Genomic DNA, 17,457 nt, shown 5'->3' with positions numbered 1-17,457 from the left:
TACTATATCATATCTTACAGTAAAGGGTTTTCAGAATATGATGTTGGCTCTACAGTCCATGACGATGGTTGAACCTCGCAATACAAGCGGCATCTCTCCCGCGAAAAGTCTTCTGACGGCCTCAGACGAGTTTGTCTTTCTCATCGAGGAAGTGCCCCGCAAACTGCGTCGGAAGTTTGATGCCTCAACGGCGCGCTTCGGATTGACGCGAACCCAGTGGCGCGCGCTCGTCTATATCTATCGGACCCCGGGCATGACCCAAACCGACCTCTCCAAATGCCTCGAACTGGAGCGTGCCAGCGTTGGCCATGTTGTCGACCAGCTGGAAAGAATGGTGCTCGCGGAACGGCGCGCTGCCAAGGGCGACCGGCGCGTCTGGGAACTTCATCTTTTGCCCCGAGCGATCGAAATCCTGCCTCAGCTGCGCGCCGAAGCCGACATGATCTACGCGCGACTGCTCCATATGATTTCCCCAACTGAGATACGCGCGATGCGCTCATTGCTGACGAAAATGTCCGGCAATCTCGAAAGCGGATCGGAAGACATGCCTCCTCGATAGGAGCCGTGGAAGATTTGAAATGGCCGACGCCATTCATCGTCAGCAAGCCGATATCCCCAACTGGCACCGCTCGCGTCTGAGGCGGCGCGCCGCGGCCGTTCTGCCCCCGCTGCATCAGGTTGCCAGCACTGACGGCTAACTAATTGCGAATATCGCGGCACGGAGCCCTACCTGCCTCCCGCCGTGTTGCAGAATAGTCCGATCGAGCCGGCAATCGTTCGGCGGTGAGCGCCCTCCCGCGAGGCGGGCCGCTCTTGGCTTCGCGTGCCAGCGCCAATTGACCGACGAGCTATTTCGTGCAACGAGTTGTCTACCAAGAAACGAACCTCTGCGTGGAGACCGACATGGCTCAACCCGAGCGCTTCATGTGAGGGCGGATTGCCGGTGCTGTCCGCCGTCAGCACCAATGGCACAGATTTGAGGTTGTGATTTAAGGAGGATTTGGGCTTCGTCGTAGTGACTAAGGAACGAGGATGAAGCCCATCCTCCTTGAAAAAATCGGCGCCGAAGGCCCCTGCTGAGCGGCTGGTGAAGGACATACGGCGTGCGACGCGCCGGCACTTCTCTGCAGAGGACAAAATCAGGATCGTGCTGGAAGGCCTGCGCGGCGAGGACAGCATCGCCGAGCTGTGCTGCAAGGATGTCATCGCCCAGAGCTTGTATTACACGTGGTCGAAGGAGTTCATGGAGGCGGGCAAGCGGCGCTTGGCGGGCGACACCGCCCGTGCCGCGACCACCGGCGAGGTGCACGACCTGCGCCGCGAAGCCCGTGCCCTTAAGGAATGCGTGGCCAATCTGACGCTGGAAAACCGGTTGCTCAAAAAAAGCATGATCGCGGATAGGGCCGACGACGAATGAGGTAACCCGCATCCGAGAAGCTGGAGATCATTCGGATCGTCGAGCAGTCGCACCTGCCGGCCAAGCGCACGCTGGAGCAGTTGGGCATCCCGCGCCGGACCTTCTAACGCTGGTACGACCGCTACCTCGAGCGCGGGCCGGAGGCGCTGGAGGATCGGCCATCGGCCCCGAGGCGGGTGTGGAACCGCATCTGCGATGATATCCAGCAGCAGATCATCGACATGGCGTTGGATACAACCGACCTGTCACCCCGCGAGCTCGCGGTGCGCTTCACCGACGAGAAGCGCTACTTCGTGTCGGAAGCCACGGTTTACCGTATGTTGAAAGCCCATGACCTGATCGCCAGTCCGGCCTTCATCGTGATCAAGGCCGCCGACGGGTTCCACACCAAGACGACGCGGTCGAACGAGATGTGGCAGACCGACTTCACCTACTTCAAGATCATCGGCTGGGGCTTGGTGTACCTGTCGACCGTGCTCGACGACTTCTCCCGTTATGTCATCCTTTGGAAGCTGTGTACCACCATGCGGGCCGGGGATGTCACCGACACGCTGGAGCTGTCCCTCGAAGCTTCCGGATGCGCGTCGGCCAGGATGATCCACAAGCCGAAGCTGCCAATGGGCCCGGCCAGCATATTGCCCGCGCCCCTTAATTCGTCAGGGAAATGGGCGGCGAGGAATTGCCGCATTTCGGTGCGAAATGCGTCTTCGCTCGTCTAGACATCAGGTTCTAGCTGAGTTGGCACTGAAACCTCCGTTCAAAACTGAATTTGCGACGCCGCACGCGCACGACAGGGCTGCGCTCTGTCTGGTCAGTATTGCTGCTCGGGAACGTGCAAAATCAAACCTTCCACTCCTTCCACCATGGGTATCTGGCAGGCGAGGCGACTGTATTCGTTGGCACCTTCGGCAAATTGCAGAAGCTCTGCCTCCGCTGCCCCTTCGACCAGGCGACCAACCCTGTCGATCCAGGCCGGATCGACATGGACATGGCAGGTCGCACAGGCGCAGACACCGCCGCAATCGCCGTCGATGCCCGGTACATCATTGAAGAGCGCCGCCTCGCGTGCGGTTTCGCCCTCGGCAATTTCGACTTCCCGCCGCGTTCCATCGCTGGATACGAACGTCACTTTGACCATCATACACTCCGTATTTCTGCTTCAGCAAATCAGCGCGCGTGCAGCCGCACCGGCAGATTGGTGATCCCGCGCACAAGGTTTGAGAAAAGGCGCTCGGGCTCGCCGGTCACTTCGACCTTGGCGAACCGCTTGTGAATTTCTTCCCAGATGATCCGCAACTGCAGTTCTGCCAGCCTGTTACCCATGCATCGATGGATGCCATAACCGAATGACAGGTGATGGCGCGGATTCTTGCGGTCGATGATGAACCGGTCAGCCCGGTCGATGACCGTTTCGTCGCGGTTGCCCGACAGGTACCACATCACGACCTTGTCGCCCTTCTTGATCTGCTTGCCGCCAATCTCCCAGTCCTGCAGCGCAGTGCGGCGCATGTGAGTCAGCGGCGTCTGCCAGCGGATGATTTCCGGCACCATGCTGGCGATCAACGAAGGGTCGTCATTCAGTTTGCGATATTCATCGGGGTTCTGATTGAGCGCCAGCACACCGCCGCTTATCGAATTGCGCGTGGTGTCGTTGCCGCCCACGATCAGCAGCAGCAGGTTACCCAGAAATTCGAGGAAGGGCATATCCCGTGTCGCCGGGGAATGCGCCATTATGGAAATCAGATCGTTCTTCGGTTCTTCGTTGATGCGCTGCTCCCACAGTCCTTTGAAATACATCGCGCACTCGATGAGTTCTTCACGCCTCGCTTCGTACGATTCGACGATGCCGGTTTCAGGGGCGGCCGTTGTGACGTCGGACCAGCGCGTGAGCTTGCGGCGTTCCTCCCACGGGAAATCGAATAGGGTAGCAAGGGTCATCGTGGTCAATTCAACTGAGACCTTGTCAACCCAATCAAATTCCTCGCCTATCGGCAGATCATCGAGAATCTGACACGCTCGTTCGCGGATTGTCGGTTCGAGCAACAGCAAGTTGGACGGCGCTACAGCGGGGGTGACGGCCTTGCGTTGCTGGTCGTGCTTTGGAGGATCCATAGCGATGAACATTTCAAGTTCGAGCGCGCCTTCCACCGAATGCATGTCCTGAATGGCGATACCGCCGAGCTTTGCCTCCGACGAAAAGACTTTGTGGTTGGTGTCGACAGCCATGATATCGTCGAACTTGGTGATCGACCAGTAAGGCCCAACATAGCTTTCGCGGCAATAGTGGACCGGCTCCTCTTTGCGCAGCCGGTCGAAATACAGGCCGATCGTGTCCTGCTGAAAAAGACTCGGCCGTGCGACATCAATTTCGTCGATCGGAATGGCTGCAACTTTTCCGGCAGTATCCAGCTCCATCGTGTCGATGCTCATGTCTCGTCCTCCATCCCAGGCAAGCAGACTCACCTTGCTATCAAACAGGTAGATGTTTCGCAGGGTGTGGTCAATAAAGCTTATAAGGATTGTTGCGACATTTGACCGCACTGCAAACTTCATAGACTGATGCTGGACATGCCATCCGATAAACTCTTATAAGGTTTTATCAGAGGAGCGATTCCCAGTGATGCAACCGAAGGTCGATGATTCGAGGAAGGCCAAGCGTGCGCTCACGCTTGCGCAGGACATCGTACGCGATATCGAAGCCGGGGCGCATGTTGCGGGCGACAGGTTGGCGCGCGAGGACGAAATGCTTGCGCGATACGATGTCGCCCGAGCGACCTTGCGCGAAGCGCTTCGCTTCCTTGAACTCCAAGGCGTTATCCATCTTCAACTAGGTCGCGGTGGCGGGCCGGTGGTCGCTCGCCCGCAGACTGGCGATTTCGCAAACAGCCTCTCGCTGATCCTGCATTTCATGGAGGCGGACTTGAGGGGCTTGCTCGAATTGCGCGAAGCGATTGCGGCGGATGTTGCAGCCTATGCCGCCCAGCGCGCGACCACGGGTGATCTGAGCGCACTTGCCGATTGCCTCAAAGAGCTGGAGCGAAACGAAGCGAGCAGCCAGTTCGAGGAACTGAATCGCCGTTTTCACGATATGCTCGGCTGGGCCAGCGGCAATCCGCTTTTCGGCCTTCTGACTTCCGCGTTGCATATGCTTACCCGCGAATTCTCGCTCTCGCTGGGGTATTCGGCGCAAGAGCGTGCGGTCCAGTTGCGTTTCTTGCGCCGCGTCCTTGAAGCTGTGCGCAAGGGCGATGCCGAAGGAGCGCGGCAGGCTATGGCGCGTCTCGTGGCGGGCTCCGCCTCCTATCTCGCACAGAGAAGCCCTGAGCTTGTGTCCCAGAAGGTCAGGTGGGGACAGACGTAAAAAACGGGCGCCGGTGGGTGGCGCTGGATGGAGAGGGTATTACGATGGCACTCAAGAGCCGCATATGCGAAATTCTCGGGATCGAATACCCGATCCTTCTGGCCGGAATGGGCGGGGCGAGTGTCCCCGCGCTCGCGGCCGCAGTATCGAATGCCGGGGGACTTGGCGTTCTTGGCGCTGCGGCCTGCTCGCCAGACCAGTTGCGCAGCTGGATCCGCCAGACCCGCGAACTGACCGATAAGCCATTTGGGGTCGACACCCTTCTGCCTGCCTCCGTCAGGCGCGGTTCGGCACCGCAGAGCGGCGCCTCGCTCGAAAACCCGATGGCACTGCTTGGCGAATATCAGCAGTTCACCCGCGATTTCATGGAACGCGAGGATCTGCCCGAAGTGGATGCCGCAATGGCCATGCGCGCGGCTGGCGCGCCGGAAATGGGCAAGGGCGGTCCGCAGCTGTTCACGCGGGAGTTTTTCGAGGCGCAGATGGAAGTGGTAATCGAGGAAAAGGTGCCAGTCTATGCCGCCGGCCTCGGCAATCCCGGACCGTGGATGGACCGCCTTCATTCCAATGGCACCAGGGTCATGGCGGTGATCGGCAAGGTCAAGCACGCCCAGCAGGTGGTCGATTCCGGCATCGACATGATTGTGGCGCAGGGCCACGATGGCGGCGGGCACAACTCCCCGATCGGAACCTTCTCGCTGATTCCGCAGGTAGTCGACGCGGTGGGCGATCGGGTTCCCGTGATCGGAGCAGGTGGAATCTCCGATGGCCGCGGAGTCGCCGCAGCGATGATGCTGGGCGCTCTGGGCGCGTGGGTCGGAACGGCGTTCCTGGCAACCGAAGAGGCAGGGATTGAACGGTTCCAAAAGGAAGCAATAACCGACGGCGGCGATGCAGATACCGTCGTTAGCCGTTCGTTGACCGGCAAGCCTGCGCGCATGATCCGCAACAAATGGGCCGATGCTTGGGTTGCGGCGGGCAAGGAGCCGCTTCCGATGCCTTACCAGTCGATGATTTCAGGGCCGGTCATGGCTTCGGGCATAAAGGCTCAGCGCAAGGATATCATGCCCGGCTTCGCGGGGCAGGGAATTGGATTGATCCATTCGATCCGTCCAGCGGCAGAGGTCATGCGCGATCTTGTCGAAGGGGCCGAAAGGGCGCTGGCCGATGCCAGATTCTATTCCTGAATTGCGGCAAGACGGGTACGCTGTATGAACGCTTCGCAGACCTTATCCTTTGCCGACAAGGCCGCCATAACCGGTGTGGGCGAAACCGCATTCGTCAAGGGCACCGAACGGACCGCGGTGGACATGATGCTGGAAGCCTCGCGCCGCGCAATCTCAGATGCCGGGCTGAAACCTTGCGACATCGACGGCATGGTGCCGCCGCCGATCTATACGACCTCGGAGGAAATGGCCGCCAATCTCGGCATTGATGTGCTGCGCTATGCGGCCACCGTTCACATGGGCGGCGCCAGCCCGACGACGGCGCTGCAGAACGCGGCAATGGCGATCGCCAGCGGGCTTTGCGATCACGTGCTGGTGACGCTCGGTTGGAACGGCTATTCCGCCCTCAGGCCCAAGCCGGGTGCCCCGCCCACTCGGGCGATGAACATGAACACGCTGACCAATACCATCCAGGGCTATTACATCCCCTATGGTGTGTTCCTGCCGGTGCAGATGTATGCTTGGCTGGCGACCCGTCACTCGAAGCTTTACGGCGTGGGCGCGGATGCGATGGCAGCGGTAGCGCTAGCCTGCCGGCGTCACGCGCAGTTGAATCCGCGCGCCTTTACCTATGGGCGCGAACTCGACGCGGAAACCTATCATTCGGCGCGCTGGATATCCGAGCCCTTCCGCCTTTACGATTGCTGCCTTGAAACCGATGGCGCCTGCGCGGTAGTCATATCGCGAATGGATCGGGCCAGGGATATGCCGCATGTGCCCGTCAGCATCGCCGGTGCCGCGGAAGGCCACCCCTATCCCGCCGACGACATCCCCTCGCGGCCCGATCCCTTCAAGATTGGCCTCAGCTATGCTGCCCCGCGCGCTTTCGACATGGCGGGCGTCAAGCGCGAGGACATGGATTTCCTGCAGATTTACGACTGCTTTACCTATGTCGTTCTGCTGCAACTGGAAGCGATGGGCTATTGCGAACCGGGTGCACAGTTCGAATTCGTCGCCAATGGCCAGATTGAGCTGGGTGGCCGCTATCCGATCAACACCCATGGCGGCTTGCTCAGTGAGGCGCATGTCTGGGGACTCAACCACGTGGTCGAGGCAGTGCGCCAGCTTCGTCACGACTGCGGCGAGCGCCAGGTGCTGGGAGCCCAAACTGGTCTTGTGACCGGCTGGGGTGACCTTGGCGATGGAAGCATTGCCATTCTCAGGAGGTTTGCATGAGCAGCGAGAGCGATCTGCCTCCCAAAATGCGGCCCTCCGCGCAGGTTGCGCCGCCCAAACCGCGACCTCGCCCGCAAGACCCGGTTGAGCAGGAATTCTGGAAGCGGTGCCAAGACGGCAATCTCTATTTCCAGCGCTGCGGCGGCTGCGGCTGCTTCCGCCACCTACCGCGCTATATGTGCGCAAAGTGCGGCTCGCCGGAATTCTCCTGGGAACGCAGCAGTGGCAAGGGCACGCTGTTTTCCTGGACCGTTACCCACCAGGCCCTCCACCCGGCTTTTGCCGACGAAATTCCCTTCGTGGCGGCGGTGGTGGAATTGGAAGAGGGCGTACGCATGGCCACGCGCCTGATTGGTTGCGATCACGAGCGCCTAGCGCTCGACCTTCCGGTGGAAGTGGAATTCGAATTGATCGGTGAGGACTTCCGCCTTCCTGTTTTCCGCCTGCGTGAAAGTTAGAAGCGTCATGGATCTTGATTACGGGCCCGAATACGATGTCTTCCGCAAGCAAGTGCGGGCTTTCATCGAAGCGCACCGCCATCTCGCGCCGCCTTCTGCTGACCGGGCGGCCCGACCTTCGTCCAAGGCAGTCGAATGGCAGAAGCTGTTGATCGAGCATGGGTATACCGCGCGAACGATCCCGCAGGAGTATGGAGGCTATGGAGCGGAGCCGGACATTCTCCAATCGCGCATCATCGCAGAGGAATTTGCGCGGGCCAGGGTGCCGGGCGGGCTTTCTAATCAGGGAATCTCGATGTTCGTGCCGACCCTGCTTGAACTCGGCACCGAGGAACAGAAACGGCGCTGGATCGAACCCACGTTGAAAGGCGATATCGTATGGTGCCAGGGCTATTCCGAACCCGGTGCCGGGTCGGACCTAGCCAACCTCAAGACCAGCGCGCACATCGAAAACGGCGAATTTGTTATCAATGGCCAGAAGATCTGGACCAGCACCGCCAAGCAGGCCGACATGATCTTTTGCCTGGTCAGGACCGAACCTGACGCACCCAAACATGGCGGCATTTCCTACCTGATCTTTTCGATGGACACGCAGGGCATCGAGGTTCGCCCCTTGAAGACGATGACCGGTCACGCCGAGTTCAACGAGACGTTCTTCACCGATGTGCGCGTCCCCATGCACCAGATCGTCGGCCAGCGGGGCCAGGGCTGGTTCGTCGCGAACGCAACCCTAGGCCATGAGCGCGGAATGCTGGGCGATCCCGACGCGCTCGAAAACCGGCTGCAGGCGCTGATCGCACTGATGCAGGAAGAGCGTTTGGGCCAGGGTCGCGCGATCGACAATCCGGTACTGCGCGACCGGCTAGTGGCACTTCAGGCCGAAGTAGCGGCGATGAAATACAATGGGATGCGCATCCTTTCGAACAGCCTTAGGGGAGAGCCGGGCGGCATGGCGAAGCTGATCGTCAAGTTGCAAAGCTGTGAACTCGCTCACCAGATATCCGCGCTGGCAATCGACGCCATGGGCGAACTGGGCATACTCTATCACCACAGCCCGCGTGAGCGGGACGGCGGGGCGTGGCAATGGAACTATATGTTCCAACTCGGTCTCATCATCGGCGGCGGGACCGCTCAGATCCAGAAGAACATCATCGCCGAACGCGGCCTTGAAATGCCACGTGAGCCGAACCCCGCGGACATGGCGCGACAGAAGCAGGGAGCAGACTGATGGACTTTGGACTTTCGCAGGACCAGCAGATGTTGCGCGACGCCGTTTCGCGGTGCCTCGCCGATACCAGCCCGCTCAGTCACGTCCGCGAATGTGCGGAGCGGGACAATCCGTTGAGCGACCAGGTGTTGCGCGCCCTCCACGATCTGGGCGTTGCCGGAATGCTCGTCCCCGAAGAGCATGGCGGGCTCGGCATGACCTTGCTCGACGCGGCGGTGGTGGCGGAACAGCTTGGCTATGCGGTCGCACCGGTGCCGTTTCTCGCCAGTCAGGTTCTCGCACCGATCGCCTTGCGCGAAGCTGGCAACGAGGAGCAAAAGGCCCACTGGCTGCCAAAGATAGCGAGCGGCGAGGCGCGTGTCGGTGTCGCGATTTCCGAGACGATCGAGGTGCGCGACGGCGCGGGAGTTTCCTCTGCCGGCGGGAAGCTCAACGGCACCGCCCTGTTCGCGCTCGATTTCGAAGGAGCTGATGCCTACGTCGTCGCCGATTCCGGTGGCAGGCTGCACCTTGTCGGTGCCAAGGCGTCCGGGCTGGAAGCTATCGCGTTGACGACCATCGATCGCACCCGTAGCGTCGGGGAATTGCGGTTTGACGGGGACGAAGCGGAACCACTGGCTGACGATGGCGGAGCTACAGTGGCCCGGCTGCGCGATGCGGGCCGCGTGATCCTCGCCGCAGACAGCCTTGGCGCAGGTCAGGCCATGATCGAAAGGGCTGTCGATTATGCTGGTCAGCGCGAACAGTTCGGCCGCCTGATCGGTAGTTTCCAGGCCGTAAAGCATATGTGCGCCGAGATGGCCGCGCGGCATGAACCGTGCCGTTCGCTCGTCTGGTACGCCGCCCACGCCTTCGACGCGGTGCCGAATGAGGCATCACTGCTTGCCTGCCATGCCAAATCGCACACGGCCGAGGTCTATCGATTTGTCGCACGCACTTCCACCGAAGTGCACGGCGGAATGGGATTCACCGACCTGCTTGGCCTGCATTACTGGTTCAAACGGATCGGATTCGACCGGCAGGTTCTGGGTGGGCCAGAAGCGGTCCGGGCGGAGGCTGCGGCACTTCAGGGCTGGACCAAAGCTGCGTGATGTTTCTTCCAAGGGAAGTGCGCCAAAGCCGCCACCCCGTTCGGAGAGGGGAACTAATGTGATCGACTGGAATCTCGGCGACATTCTCGACGCTATCGAGCCCGTCATGCCAAAGGATGCGCCGGCCCTGATACACGGCGACCGGATCATCACCTGGCCCGAAATGTCGGGACGTTCGAACAATGTTGCCCGCGCGCTCCGGCAGCGCGGAGCCGGCAATGGGGCCAAGGTTGCCTTTTATATGCGCAACCGACCCGAATATGGCGAGTTGATGGCAGCCTGCTTCAAGGGGCGCCTGATCCATGTGAACATCAATTACCGCTATGTCGCCGAGGAGGTCTTCTATATCTTCGACGATTCCGATAGCGAAGTGATCGTCTACAGCTCGGAATTCCGCGACTGTATCGTCGAGCTCAAGGATCGGCTCGAGAAGGTTCACACCTTTGTGGAAATTGGCGAGGCTTCGCAAATCGCGCCTTTTGCGATCCCTTACGAAACACTCGCGCAAGAAGGCGACGGATCGGCGCTCGGCATAGTGCGCTCTCCCGAAGATCAGCTCTTCATCTATACCGGCGGCACGACGGGCATGCCCAAGGGCGTGATGTGGCATCACGACCAAATGCGCAAAGCACAGCTCGAGGCCCAGAAGCTGCTCGCCCCCGTTCCTCAGACACTCGAAGAACACGTCGCGTTGATCACAAGTCAAGGGCCCGGCAACCGCACCCTGCCATCCTGCCCGATGATGCACGGGACCGGCTTCATCACCGCGATCGGCACACTTATGTCGGGCGGCGCCATCGTTACACTCGCAGACTCGTCCTTCGATGCGACGGAGTTGTGGGAAACAGTTGATAAGCATAAGGTGCAAAGCATCGCAATTGTGGGCGATGCCTTTGCCAAGCCAATGCTGCAGGCGCTGGACCGGAATCCCGGCCGCTGGGATACCAGCAGCCTCGTCACCATCGTTTCATCCGGCGTGATGTGGAGCAAGGAAGTCAAGGCTGGGCTGTGCAAGCATATCCCCCAGGTGGTGCTGATGGACAGCTTCGGCGCTTCCGAAGGGCTCGGCTTCGGCCGCTCCATCACAACCGCGCAAGGGGGCACCAACACCGCGAAATTTGCGATTGGCGAATTCTGTCATGTCTTTGATGAAAACGACCAGAAAGTGACGCCGGGAAGCGGCGTACCGGGATTTATCGCCCTCATGGGTGCGATCCCAGCGGGTTATTACAAGGATCCCGAGAAATCCGCCAAGACCTTCCGCACAATCGATGGGGTCCGCTATTCGATTCCGGGCGACTGGTGCACGGTCGAGGCCGATGGCAGCCTGACCTTGCTGGGCCGTGGCAGCGTTTGCATCAACACTGCTGGCGAGAAAGTTTACCCCGAGGAAGTCGAGGAGATTCTCAAGACCCATCCCGCGATTGGTGACGCGCTGGTCGTGGACGTGCCAAACGAAAAATGGGGTCAGGCCGTCACCGCCGTCGTCCACCTCAGCGGCGACGTTGCGTTCGACGAGCAAGCCGTCAAGGATCATGTGCGGGGGCAGTTGGCAGGCTACAAAACACCGAAGGCCATATATCCAACGAAGATCCCCCTGCGCGCATCGAACGGCAAGGCCGACTATGCAACGGCGAAGGCAATTGCCGAGAGCCTGACTGCCGCTTCATGACGAATCAGACTTCGCCCGATTATGACGCTGTGATCATCGGTGCTGGCTTCAGCGGGATCTACTTGCTCCACAAGTTGCGGGACGCCGGGTTCAACGTGCTGCTGGTCGATGCTGCGACCGATCCGGGCGGCATCTGGCACTGGAATTGCTATCCCGGCGCACGCGTGGATTCGCAGATTCCGCTCTATGAATTCTCGATCCCCGAAGTGTGGCGGACATGGACTTGGAGTGAGCGCTTTCCCGGCTGGGAAGAACTCAGGGCCTATTTCCGCCATGTCTGCGATACGCTGAACCTTTGGCCGCTGATGCGGATGGGATCGAGGGTCGAAAGCGCCGATTTTGATGCAGGGCGGGGACTATGGAATCTACAGCTTGAGGGCGGGCAATCCGTATCGACACGCTTCTTGCTCCCAGCCCTCGGTTTTGCGTCGAAGCCGTATATCCCCGACATTCCGGGCATTGAGGATTTCGAGGGCGAATGGTGCCACACGGCGCGCTGGTCGCAGGAGGGTATTGATCTCGATGGGCGCAAAGTTGCCCTGATCGGAACCGGAGCGAGCGGTGTGCAGGTCGCCCAAGAAGCAGCCAAGCGGGCTGAAGCGCTGATCCTGTTCCAAAGAACCCCGATCCTGGCCCTGCCGATGCGGCAGGAGCGGCTGACGCGGGAGGATCAGGAACGCGAAAAGCACAGCTATCCTGCCCTTTTCGAACAGCGCAGGCAGACGAGCGGAGGATTTGAAAGCCAGTCACTTGAAGTCTCGGCGCTCGAAGTCGACGAGATTGAGCGCAATGCCCACTTCGAAGATTTATGGCAGCGAGGCGGATTGAGGTTCTGGTACCACAACTTCGCCGACTTGCTTACCAATCGCGCAGCCAATCGCCACGCCTACGATTTCTGGCGCGACAAGGTTCGCGCGCGGATCGCCGATCCCGATCTGGCCGAGAAACTCGCCCCATCCGAACCGCCGCATCCGTTCGGCACGAAGCGACCTTCGCTGGAACAGGGATATTACGAGATTTTCGCGCAGGACAATGTTGCGCTGGTTGATCTGAAGGCAAACCCGATCACCCGTGTCGGGCCGCACGCAATCACAACCGCAGACGGCGAGGTCGAATGCGATCTCATCGTTTTCGCCACCGGCTTCGACGCGGGGCGGGGCGGGTTGATCGACATGAACATCACCGGCAGGGGCGGCCTGTTACTGTCGCAAGCTTGGGACAACGGGCTGCGCGCCTATCTGGGAATGGCGGTATCGGGTTTCCCCAACATGCTGTTCGCTTACGGACCCCTGAGCCCCTCGGGTTTTTCCAACGGCCCGACAAGCGCGGAAATGCAGGGCGACTGGATCTGCGATTTCATGGTCTGGCTGCGAAACAACGGTTACGATCTTTTCGACGCCGATCCGCAAGCAGAGGCGGACTGGACCGAAATGGTCGCTCAGGTTGGCGCTATGACGCTCTTTCCCGAAGCGGACTCCTGGTACATGGGCGCAAACATCCCGGGTAAGAAGCGCCAACTCATCAATTTTCCAAGCGTGTCGACCTATGCTGCGATTTGCGGCGATGTGGCACGCGATGCCTACCGCGGCTTTGCCGCCAGCACACCAGCGAACAAGGACAGCGCAACCTGATGAATGAGATGTTCAGAATAAGTGACTTTCCAGTGGACATTGATCCTGTTTGGGCTGGCGACGGCTCACATCTGCCCGAATGGTTCGTGTCGGCGCTCAAGGTGCCCCGCGAAGAAGGTTATGTGGAAATAGATGGGGCCAAGGCGCACTATTTCCGCTGGGGTGACCCCAGCAAGCCCAAGGTATTGATGACCCATGGCTTTCTGGCACATGCGCGCTGCTTTGCCTTCATTGCACCGTTTCTGGCAGAAGATTATGACGTGGTGGCGTTTGATCTGGCCGGCATGGGCGACAGCGACATGCGTGGTCGCGCCGACCTCTTGGCGAGAGGGGGCGAGTTTCGCGAGATTGCCGAGGCGCTGAATATGTTTGCGGATGGCCAAAAGCCGACAATCATCGCGCACAGCTTCGGGTCGGGCGCAGCCCTGACAGCCGTGACCCAGTGGCCCGAGGCCTTTGCCGGAGTGGTGGTTTGCGATCTCATGATCATGCGGCCCGCTCTCCTGGAAGAGTACTGGAACCTCAGGCGGTCAAGCCCTGGTTCCGGCGATCCGGACAAGCCCAGCAAGCGTTATCCTTGCTATGAAACGGCACGTAAGCGGTACATCCTTTCCCCGCCCCAGCCGGTCGGCGAGCCATTCCTTCTGGACTACATGGCCTATCATTCCCTGCGACAGGATGGAGACGAGTGGACGTGGAAGTTTTCAACCGAGGTCTTTCGGAGGAGCAACAAGCCCAACGAATGGCTCACCATGGGCGAGCGTCTGGTGCAGGCACCGGGCCGGAAGGCCATCGTGCACGGCGGTATGAGCCAACTCTTCACCCCGGAATCGGCCGAATACGTCCGCGAGCTGGGTGGAGGTGACATTCCGATCATCGCGGTGCCTGAAGCCCGTCACCATCTGATGCTCGATCAGCCTTTGGCCTTTGTAACCGCACTCCGCAGCATTCTTGCCCTTTGGGATACGCACACTGCACCGCCACTTGCAGCCTGATCCTGGTTGTCCTTCGCCCCGGGTTCCCGCAGGTGCGGTGCTTGCCAGACCTTGCCTGCCGGGAAAGGGAGCTGCCACTCAGCGTTCGCCGGCCATGCCGTTGCGGCGTTCAAGCCATCGTTCGCGCCGCACCAGATAGAACGGGAAGGCGAAACAGTGCCAAGCAGCGAAAGCATGTAACCGGTGTTTTCAGGCCACGGTGGACCATGGCATGAGTTGGGCGAGATTGTTGGCGGGATGACCGTTGGCAAGTTTCACGAGGGTCTGGGTCATCCACCCGTGCGGGTTGACGCCGCTGATCTTGCAGTTTTCGATGAGCGTGGCGATCACCGCCCAGTTGTCGCCGCCTTCGTCGGAACCGGCAAACAGGGCATCTTTGCGATTCAATGCGAGGGGGCGGATCGAGCGTTCGACGGTATTGGAGTCGAGCTCGATGCGGCCGTCGTCGATGAACCGGGACAGTCCATCCCAGCGGGTGAGCGCATAGCGGATCGCCTCGCCGAGCTTGCTCTTGGCGCTGACTTGGCGGCCAGGGGCGGCAAGATATTGATGAAGATCACCGACGATGACGCGGCTGCGTTCGGTCCGAGCGGCACAGCGTTGCTCGGCGGGTGAACCGCGCACCTCGTCCTCGACACCATAGAGCAAGGCAATGCGGCGCAGCACTTCGGTGGCGACCGGCGACGTGTCGGCCAGTTCGTAGAACTTGCGGCGGACGTGCGCCCAGCAGAAAGCGAGCCGGATCTGCTGGCGCCGCCGGGCGAGCGCGGCGTAGCCGCCATAGCCATCGACCTGCAGGATGCCCGCGAAATCACCAAGGTGCGTGTGAGGGCGTTTTGCCTTGCGATCTGGCGCATAGACATAGGCAACGATCGGCGGATCGCAGCCGCCCCATGGTCGATCATCGCGAGCATAGGCCCAGAGCTGTCCTGTCTTGGTCGGCCCGCGCCCGGATCGAGGACCGGGGCGGTTATCTCGTCGGCGAACAACCGCTCGGATCGTCGTAGCTCGTCGAGAATGTGGTCACGCAAGGGGCGCAGATACCAGGCCGCTCGCCCGACCCAGTCGGCCAAAGTGGATCGGTCGAGCCGGATGCCCTGCCGGGCGTATATCTGGGCCTGCCGGTAAAGCGGCAGGTGATCGGCATACTTGGATACCAGCACCTGGGCGATCAGTGCCTCGGTGGGAGTACCGCCCTCGATGATCCGCGCTGGCGCCGGAGCCTGCACGATCGCGCTCTCGCACGAACGGCAGCCATAACGCGGCCGCCGGGTGACCAGGACGCGGAAGGTGGTCGGCACCACATCGAGGCGCTCGGCCACATCCTCGCCGATCTTCCGAATGTGCCGATGGCAGGATCACACCCTCGGCCTCAAGCTGTTTACGCAAATCCCGCCGCCAGGCGTATAGCTGCGAGGGATCCAGCCCATGCCGGCGCGCCACAGGACTGACGCCCTTGCGGCCCGAATAGCACTCCGCGACAATCGAGGCCTCCACCTCGGGCGGCCACTCCCGCCGCTTGCCCGCGCCGATGAACACCTCAAGGCGGCGCGCCAAGCTGGCCGCCGGACGCCCACCCAGCGCCAGCCTAAGGTGATGTACGATAGAATCCAGGCGGGCCGTACGCCGGGCAAATGTTGCAGTCACATCTGGAGGAAAGCGTTCAACGAAGATCCGCGTGGTGCAGCGGGATGTGGCGCAGCGAAAACGCCGGGCGACAAGAGTAATCCGAACCGGTCGGCCATGAGAGAGTAGATCGGCGAGTGTACAGTGATATCGACTGTGGACACGCGCAGATGGGCGGCAGCAGTTCGGGTAAATCGAAACTCGAAATCGGGATCGCCGGGTGATCCGTATCTGATCGGCGGCATACTCGACCTTGTCGATCACCAATCCTGTTGGCGCAATGGCTTCGCGAAAACCTCTCCCATGCATGGCGATCTGGCCTGCTGCCGGTTTGGTGGACACCGAGATAGGGTGTTTCCACCTATCGGAGGTCCACAATGCAAAGAAGGAAGTTCAGCCGCGAGTTCAAGCTTGAGGCGGTGAGGATGGTCCGCGAACGCGGGGTGACGATCGCGCAGGCGTCGCGCGATCTGGATGTGCATGCGAACGTGCTGCGTAAATGGGTCCGGGAGCTTGCCGCCGATCCGGGTCATGCCTTTCCCGGTCACGGTCAGATGAAGCCGGAGCAGATGGAGATCGATCGCCTGCGGCGCGAGCTGGCCAAGTTGAAGGCGGAGCGCGACATCCTAAAAAAAGCCGCCGCCTACTTCGCGAGGGACTCGATATGAAGTTCCAGTTCATCGCGAAGCACCGAGGGATCTGGCCGGTGGCATGGATGTGCGGGGCGCTCGGTGTCTCGCGAAGCGGCTTCCATGCCTGGCTGATCCGCCCGCCGTCGCAGCGTGCCCGCGACGACGAGGTGATCGGTGCGAAGGTCCGTGCCAGCCATGTAGGAAGTTATCGCACTTATGGCGCGCGCCGTGTCTGGCACGACCTGCTGGCCGATGGGGTGTCCTGCGGCCTGCACCGGATCGAACGGCTCATGCGGGCGCAGGGTCTGCGAGCGAGGCCGCGGCGACGCGGGCTTCCCAAGGATCACGGCGATCGTTCGGTCATCGCCGGCAACGTGCTCGATCGCCAGTTCACGGCAGACAGGCCGAACCAGAAGTGGGTGGCCGACTTCACCTATATCTGGACGGCCGAGGGATGGCTCTATGTTGCTGCGGTGATCGACCTGTTCTCGCGCCGGGTGGTCGGATGGTCGATGACTCCCAACATGACAGCCCAGCTCGTCACCGATGCGCTGATCATGGCGATCTGGCGGCGCGGCAAGCCCGATGCTCTCCTGCATCACTCGGATCAGGGCAGCCAGTATACCAGCGAGCAGTTCCAGCGGCTCATGGCCGACAATGGGGTCACCTGCTCAATGAGCCGGTCCGGCAATGTATGGGATAATGCCGCCATGGAGAGCTTCTTCTCCTCGCTCAAGACCGAGCGGATCGGGAAGAAGATCTACCGCACGAGGGCGCAGGCGAAGGCCGACGTGTTCGATTATATCGAATGCTTCTACAACCCGACCCGGCGTCACTCGACCTTGGGTTACCTCAGTCCTATCGACTTCGAACGTGAAGCTGGGGTAGCCTGAATGAACTTATCTCGGTGTCCACCAAACCGGCAGCAGGCCACCCTCCTCCTT

General features: G+C 60.7%; 13 protein-coding genes and 3 pseudogenes. 12 read left to right on the top strand and 4 right to left on the bottom strand.

The features are described from left to right. Positions 1–58 precede the first annotated feature (58 nt). The gene (locus tag AN936_RS14135) at positions 59–559 is read left to right on the top strand and encodes a MarR family winged helix-turn-helix transcriptional regulator (protein WP_223181259.1); all 501 of its coding nucleotides are present in this window, start codon (positions 59–61) and stop codon (positions 557–559) included. A gap of 489 nt (positions 560–1,048) precedes the next feature. Beyond that, positions 1,049–2,031: pseudogene (locus tag AN936_RS24205) on the top strand (helix-turn-helix domain-containing protein); the annotation flags it as partial. Positions 2,032–2,228: 197 nt separating this feature from the next. Here AN936_RS24205 and AN936_RS14120 read toward each other — a convergent pair. Beyond that, positions 2,229–2,555: a 2Fe-2S iron-sulfur cluster-binding protein gene (locus tag AN936_RS14120; RefSeq protein ID WP_039580993.1), complete on the bottom strand. Its 327-nt coding sequence runs from the start codon at positions 2,553–2,555 to the stop codon at positions 2,229–2,231. A gap of 29 nt (positions 2,556–2,584) precedes the next feature. Beyond that, positions 2,585–3,847, bottom strand: coding sequence for a cytochrome P450 (locus AN936_RS14115; protein WP_039575372.1), 1,263 nt, complete (start codon positions 3,845–3,847; stop codon positions 2,585–2,587). 190 nt (positions 3,848–4,037) lie between these two features. Between AN936_RS14115 and AN936_RS14110 the strand changes: the two genes are divergently transcribed. The 9 genes from AN936_RS14110 to AN936_RS14070 are packed head-to-tail and all read left to right on the top strand — an operon-like array spanning position 4,038 to position 14,255. Continuing rightward, a complete protein-coding gene (locus tag AN936_RS14110) occupies positions 4,038–4,778 on the top strand; it encodes a FadR/GntR family transcriptional regulator (protein WP_039575369.1) in 741 nt (246 codons plus the stop codon). A 44-nt stretch (positions 4,779–4,822) separates the two neighbouring features. Then, on the top strand, positions 4,823–5,965 hold the full coding sequence (locus AN936_RS14105; protein ID WP_054588690.1) for an NAD(P)H-dependent flavin oxidoreductase: 1,143 nt from the start codon (positions 4,823–4,825) through the stop codon (positions 5,963–5,965). Positions 5,966–5,989: 24 nt separating this feature from the next. Further along, complete coding sequence (locus AN936_RS14100) at positions 5,990–7,180, top strand: thiolase C-terminal domain-containing protein (RefSeq protein ID WP_054588689.1); 1,191 nt, start codon at positions 5,990–5,992, stop codon at positions 7,178–7,180. Beyond that, positions 7,177–7,638 (top strand): Zn-ribbon domain-containing OB-fold protein, encoded by a 462-nt coding sequence (locus AN936_RS14095; RefSeq protein ID WP_054588688.1) that lies wholly within the window; start codon positions 7,177–7,179, stop codon positions 7,636–7,638. The genes AN936_RS14100 and AN936_RS14095 overlap by 4 nt, the downstream gene beginning before the upstream one ends. A gap of 7 nt (positions 7,639–7,645) precedes the next feature. Continuing rightward, positions 7,646–8,866: an acyl-CoA dehydrogenase family protein gene (locus AN936_RS14090; RefSeq protein ID WP_054588687.1), complete on the top strand. Its 1,221-nt coding sequence runs from the start codon at positions 7,646–7,648 to the stop codon at positions 8,864–8,866. Continuing rightward, a complete protein-coding gene (locus tag AN936_RS14085; protein WP_054588686.1) occupies positions 8,866–9,957 on the top strand; it encodes an acyl-CoA dehydrogenase family protein in 1,092 nt (363 codons plus the stop codon). Before AN936_RS14090 ends, AN936_RS14085 begins: the two co-directional genes overlap by 1 nt. Positions 9,958–10,015: 58 nt before the next feature. Further along, positions 10,016–11,629 carry an acyl-CoA synthetase gene (locus tag AN936_RS14080; RefSeq protein WP_054588685.1) on the top strand — a complete coding sequence of 538 codons (1,614 nt, stop codon included), beginning with the start codon at positions 10,016–10,018 and terminating at the stop codon, positions 11,627–11,629. 29 nt (positions 11,630–11,658) lie between these two features. Beyond that, the gene (locus tag AN936_RS14075; protein WP_232003481.1) at positions 11,659–13,260 is read left to right on the top strand and encodes a flavin-containing monooxygenase; all 1,602 of its coding nucleotides are present in this window, start codon (positions 11,659–11,661) and stop codon (positions 13,258–13,260) included. Further along, positions 13,260–14,255, top strand: a complete 996-nt coding sequence (locus AN936_RS14070; RefSeq protein ID WP_039575348.1) for an alpha/beta fold hydrolase — start codon at positions 13,260–13,262, stop codon at positions 14,253–14,255. The genes AN936_RS14075 and AN936_RS14070 overlap by 1 nt, the downstream gene beginning before the upstream one ends. Before the next feature lie 189 nt (positions 14,256–14,444). Here AN936_RS14070 and tnpC read toward each other — a convergent pair. Both tnpC and AN936_RS25915 read right to left on the bottom strand, forming a co-directional pair. After that, positions 14,445–15,610, bottom strand: a pseudogene (gene tnpC, locus AN936_RS14065) (IS66 family transposase); the annotation flags it as partial. A gap of 22 nt (positions 15,611–15,632) precedes the next feature. Then, positions 15,633–16,190, bottom strand: a pseudogene (locus AN936_RS25915) (transposase); the annotation flags it as partial. Positions 16,191–16,258: 68 nt separating this feature from the next. Here AN936_RS25915 and AN936_RS14055 point away from each other — a divergent pair. Continuing rightward, positions 16,259–17,406, top strand: a protein-coding gene (locus tag AN936_RS14055) for an IS3 family transposase (RefSeq protein ID WP_095385752.1) whose coding sequence is annotated in 2 segments (ribosomal slippage) — positions 16,259–16,517 and positions 16,517–17,406 — 1,149 coding nt in all. Because the reading frame shifts where the segments join, the coding sequence is not laid out codon by codon here. Positions 17,407–17,457: the final 51 nt, after the last annotated feature.

Origin of the sequence: Sphingopyxis macrogoltabida, from assembly GCF_001307295.1 — a bacterium.
Classification (GTDB): Bacteria; Pseudomonadota; Alphaproteobacteria; order Sphingomonadales; family Sphingomonadaceae; genus Sphingopyxis; species Sphingopyxis macrogoltabida_B.
Note: the sequence above shows the minus strand (reverse complement) of the source record. Positions and strands in the feature narration are given on the sequence as shown.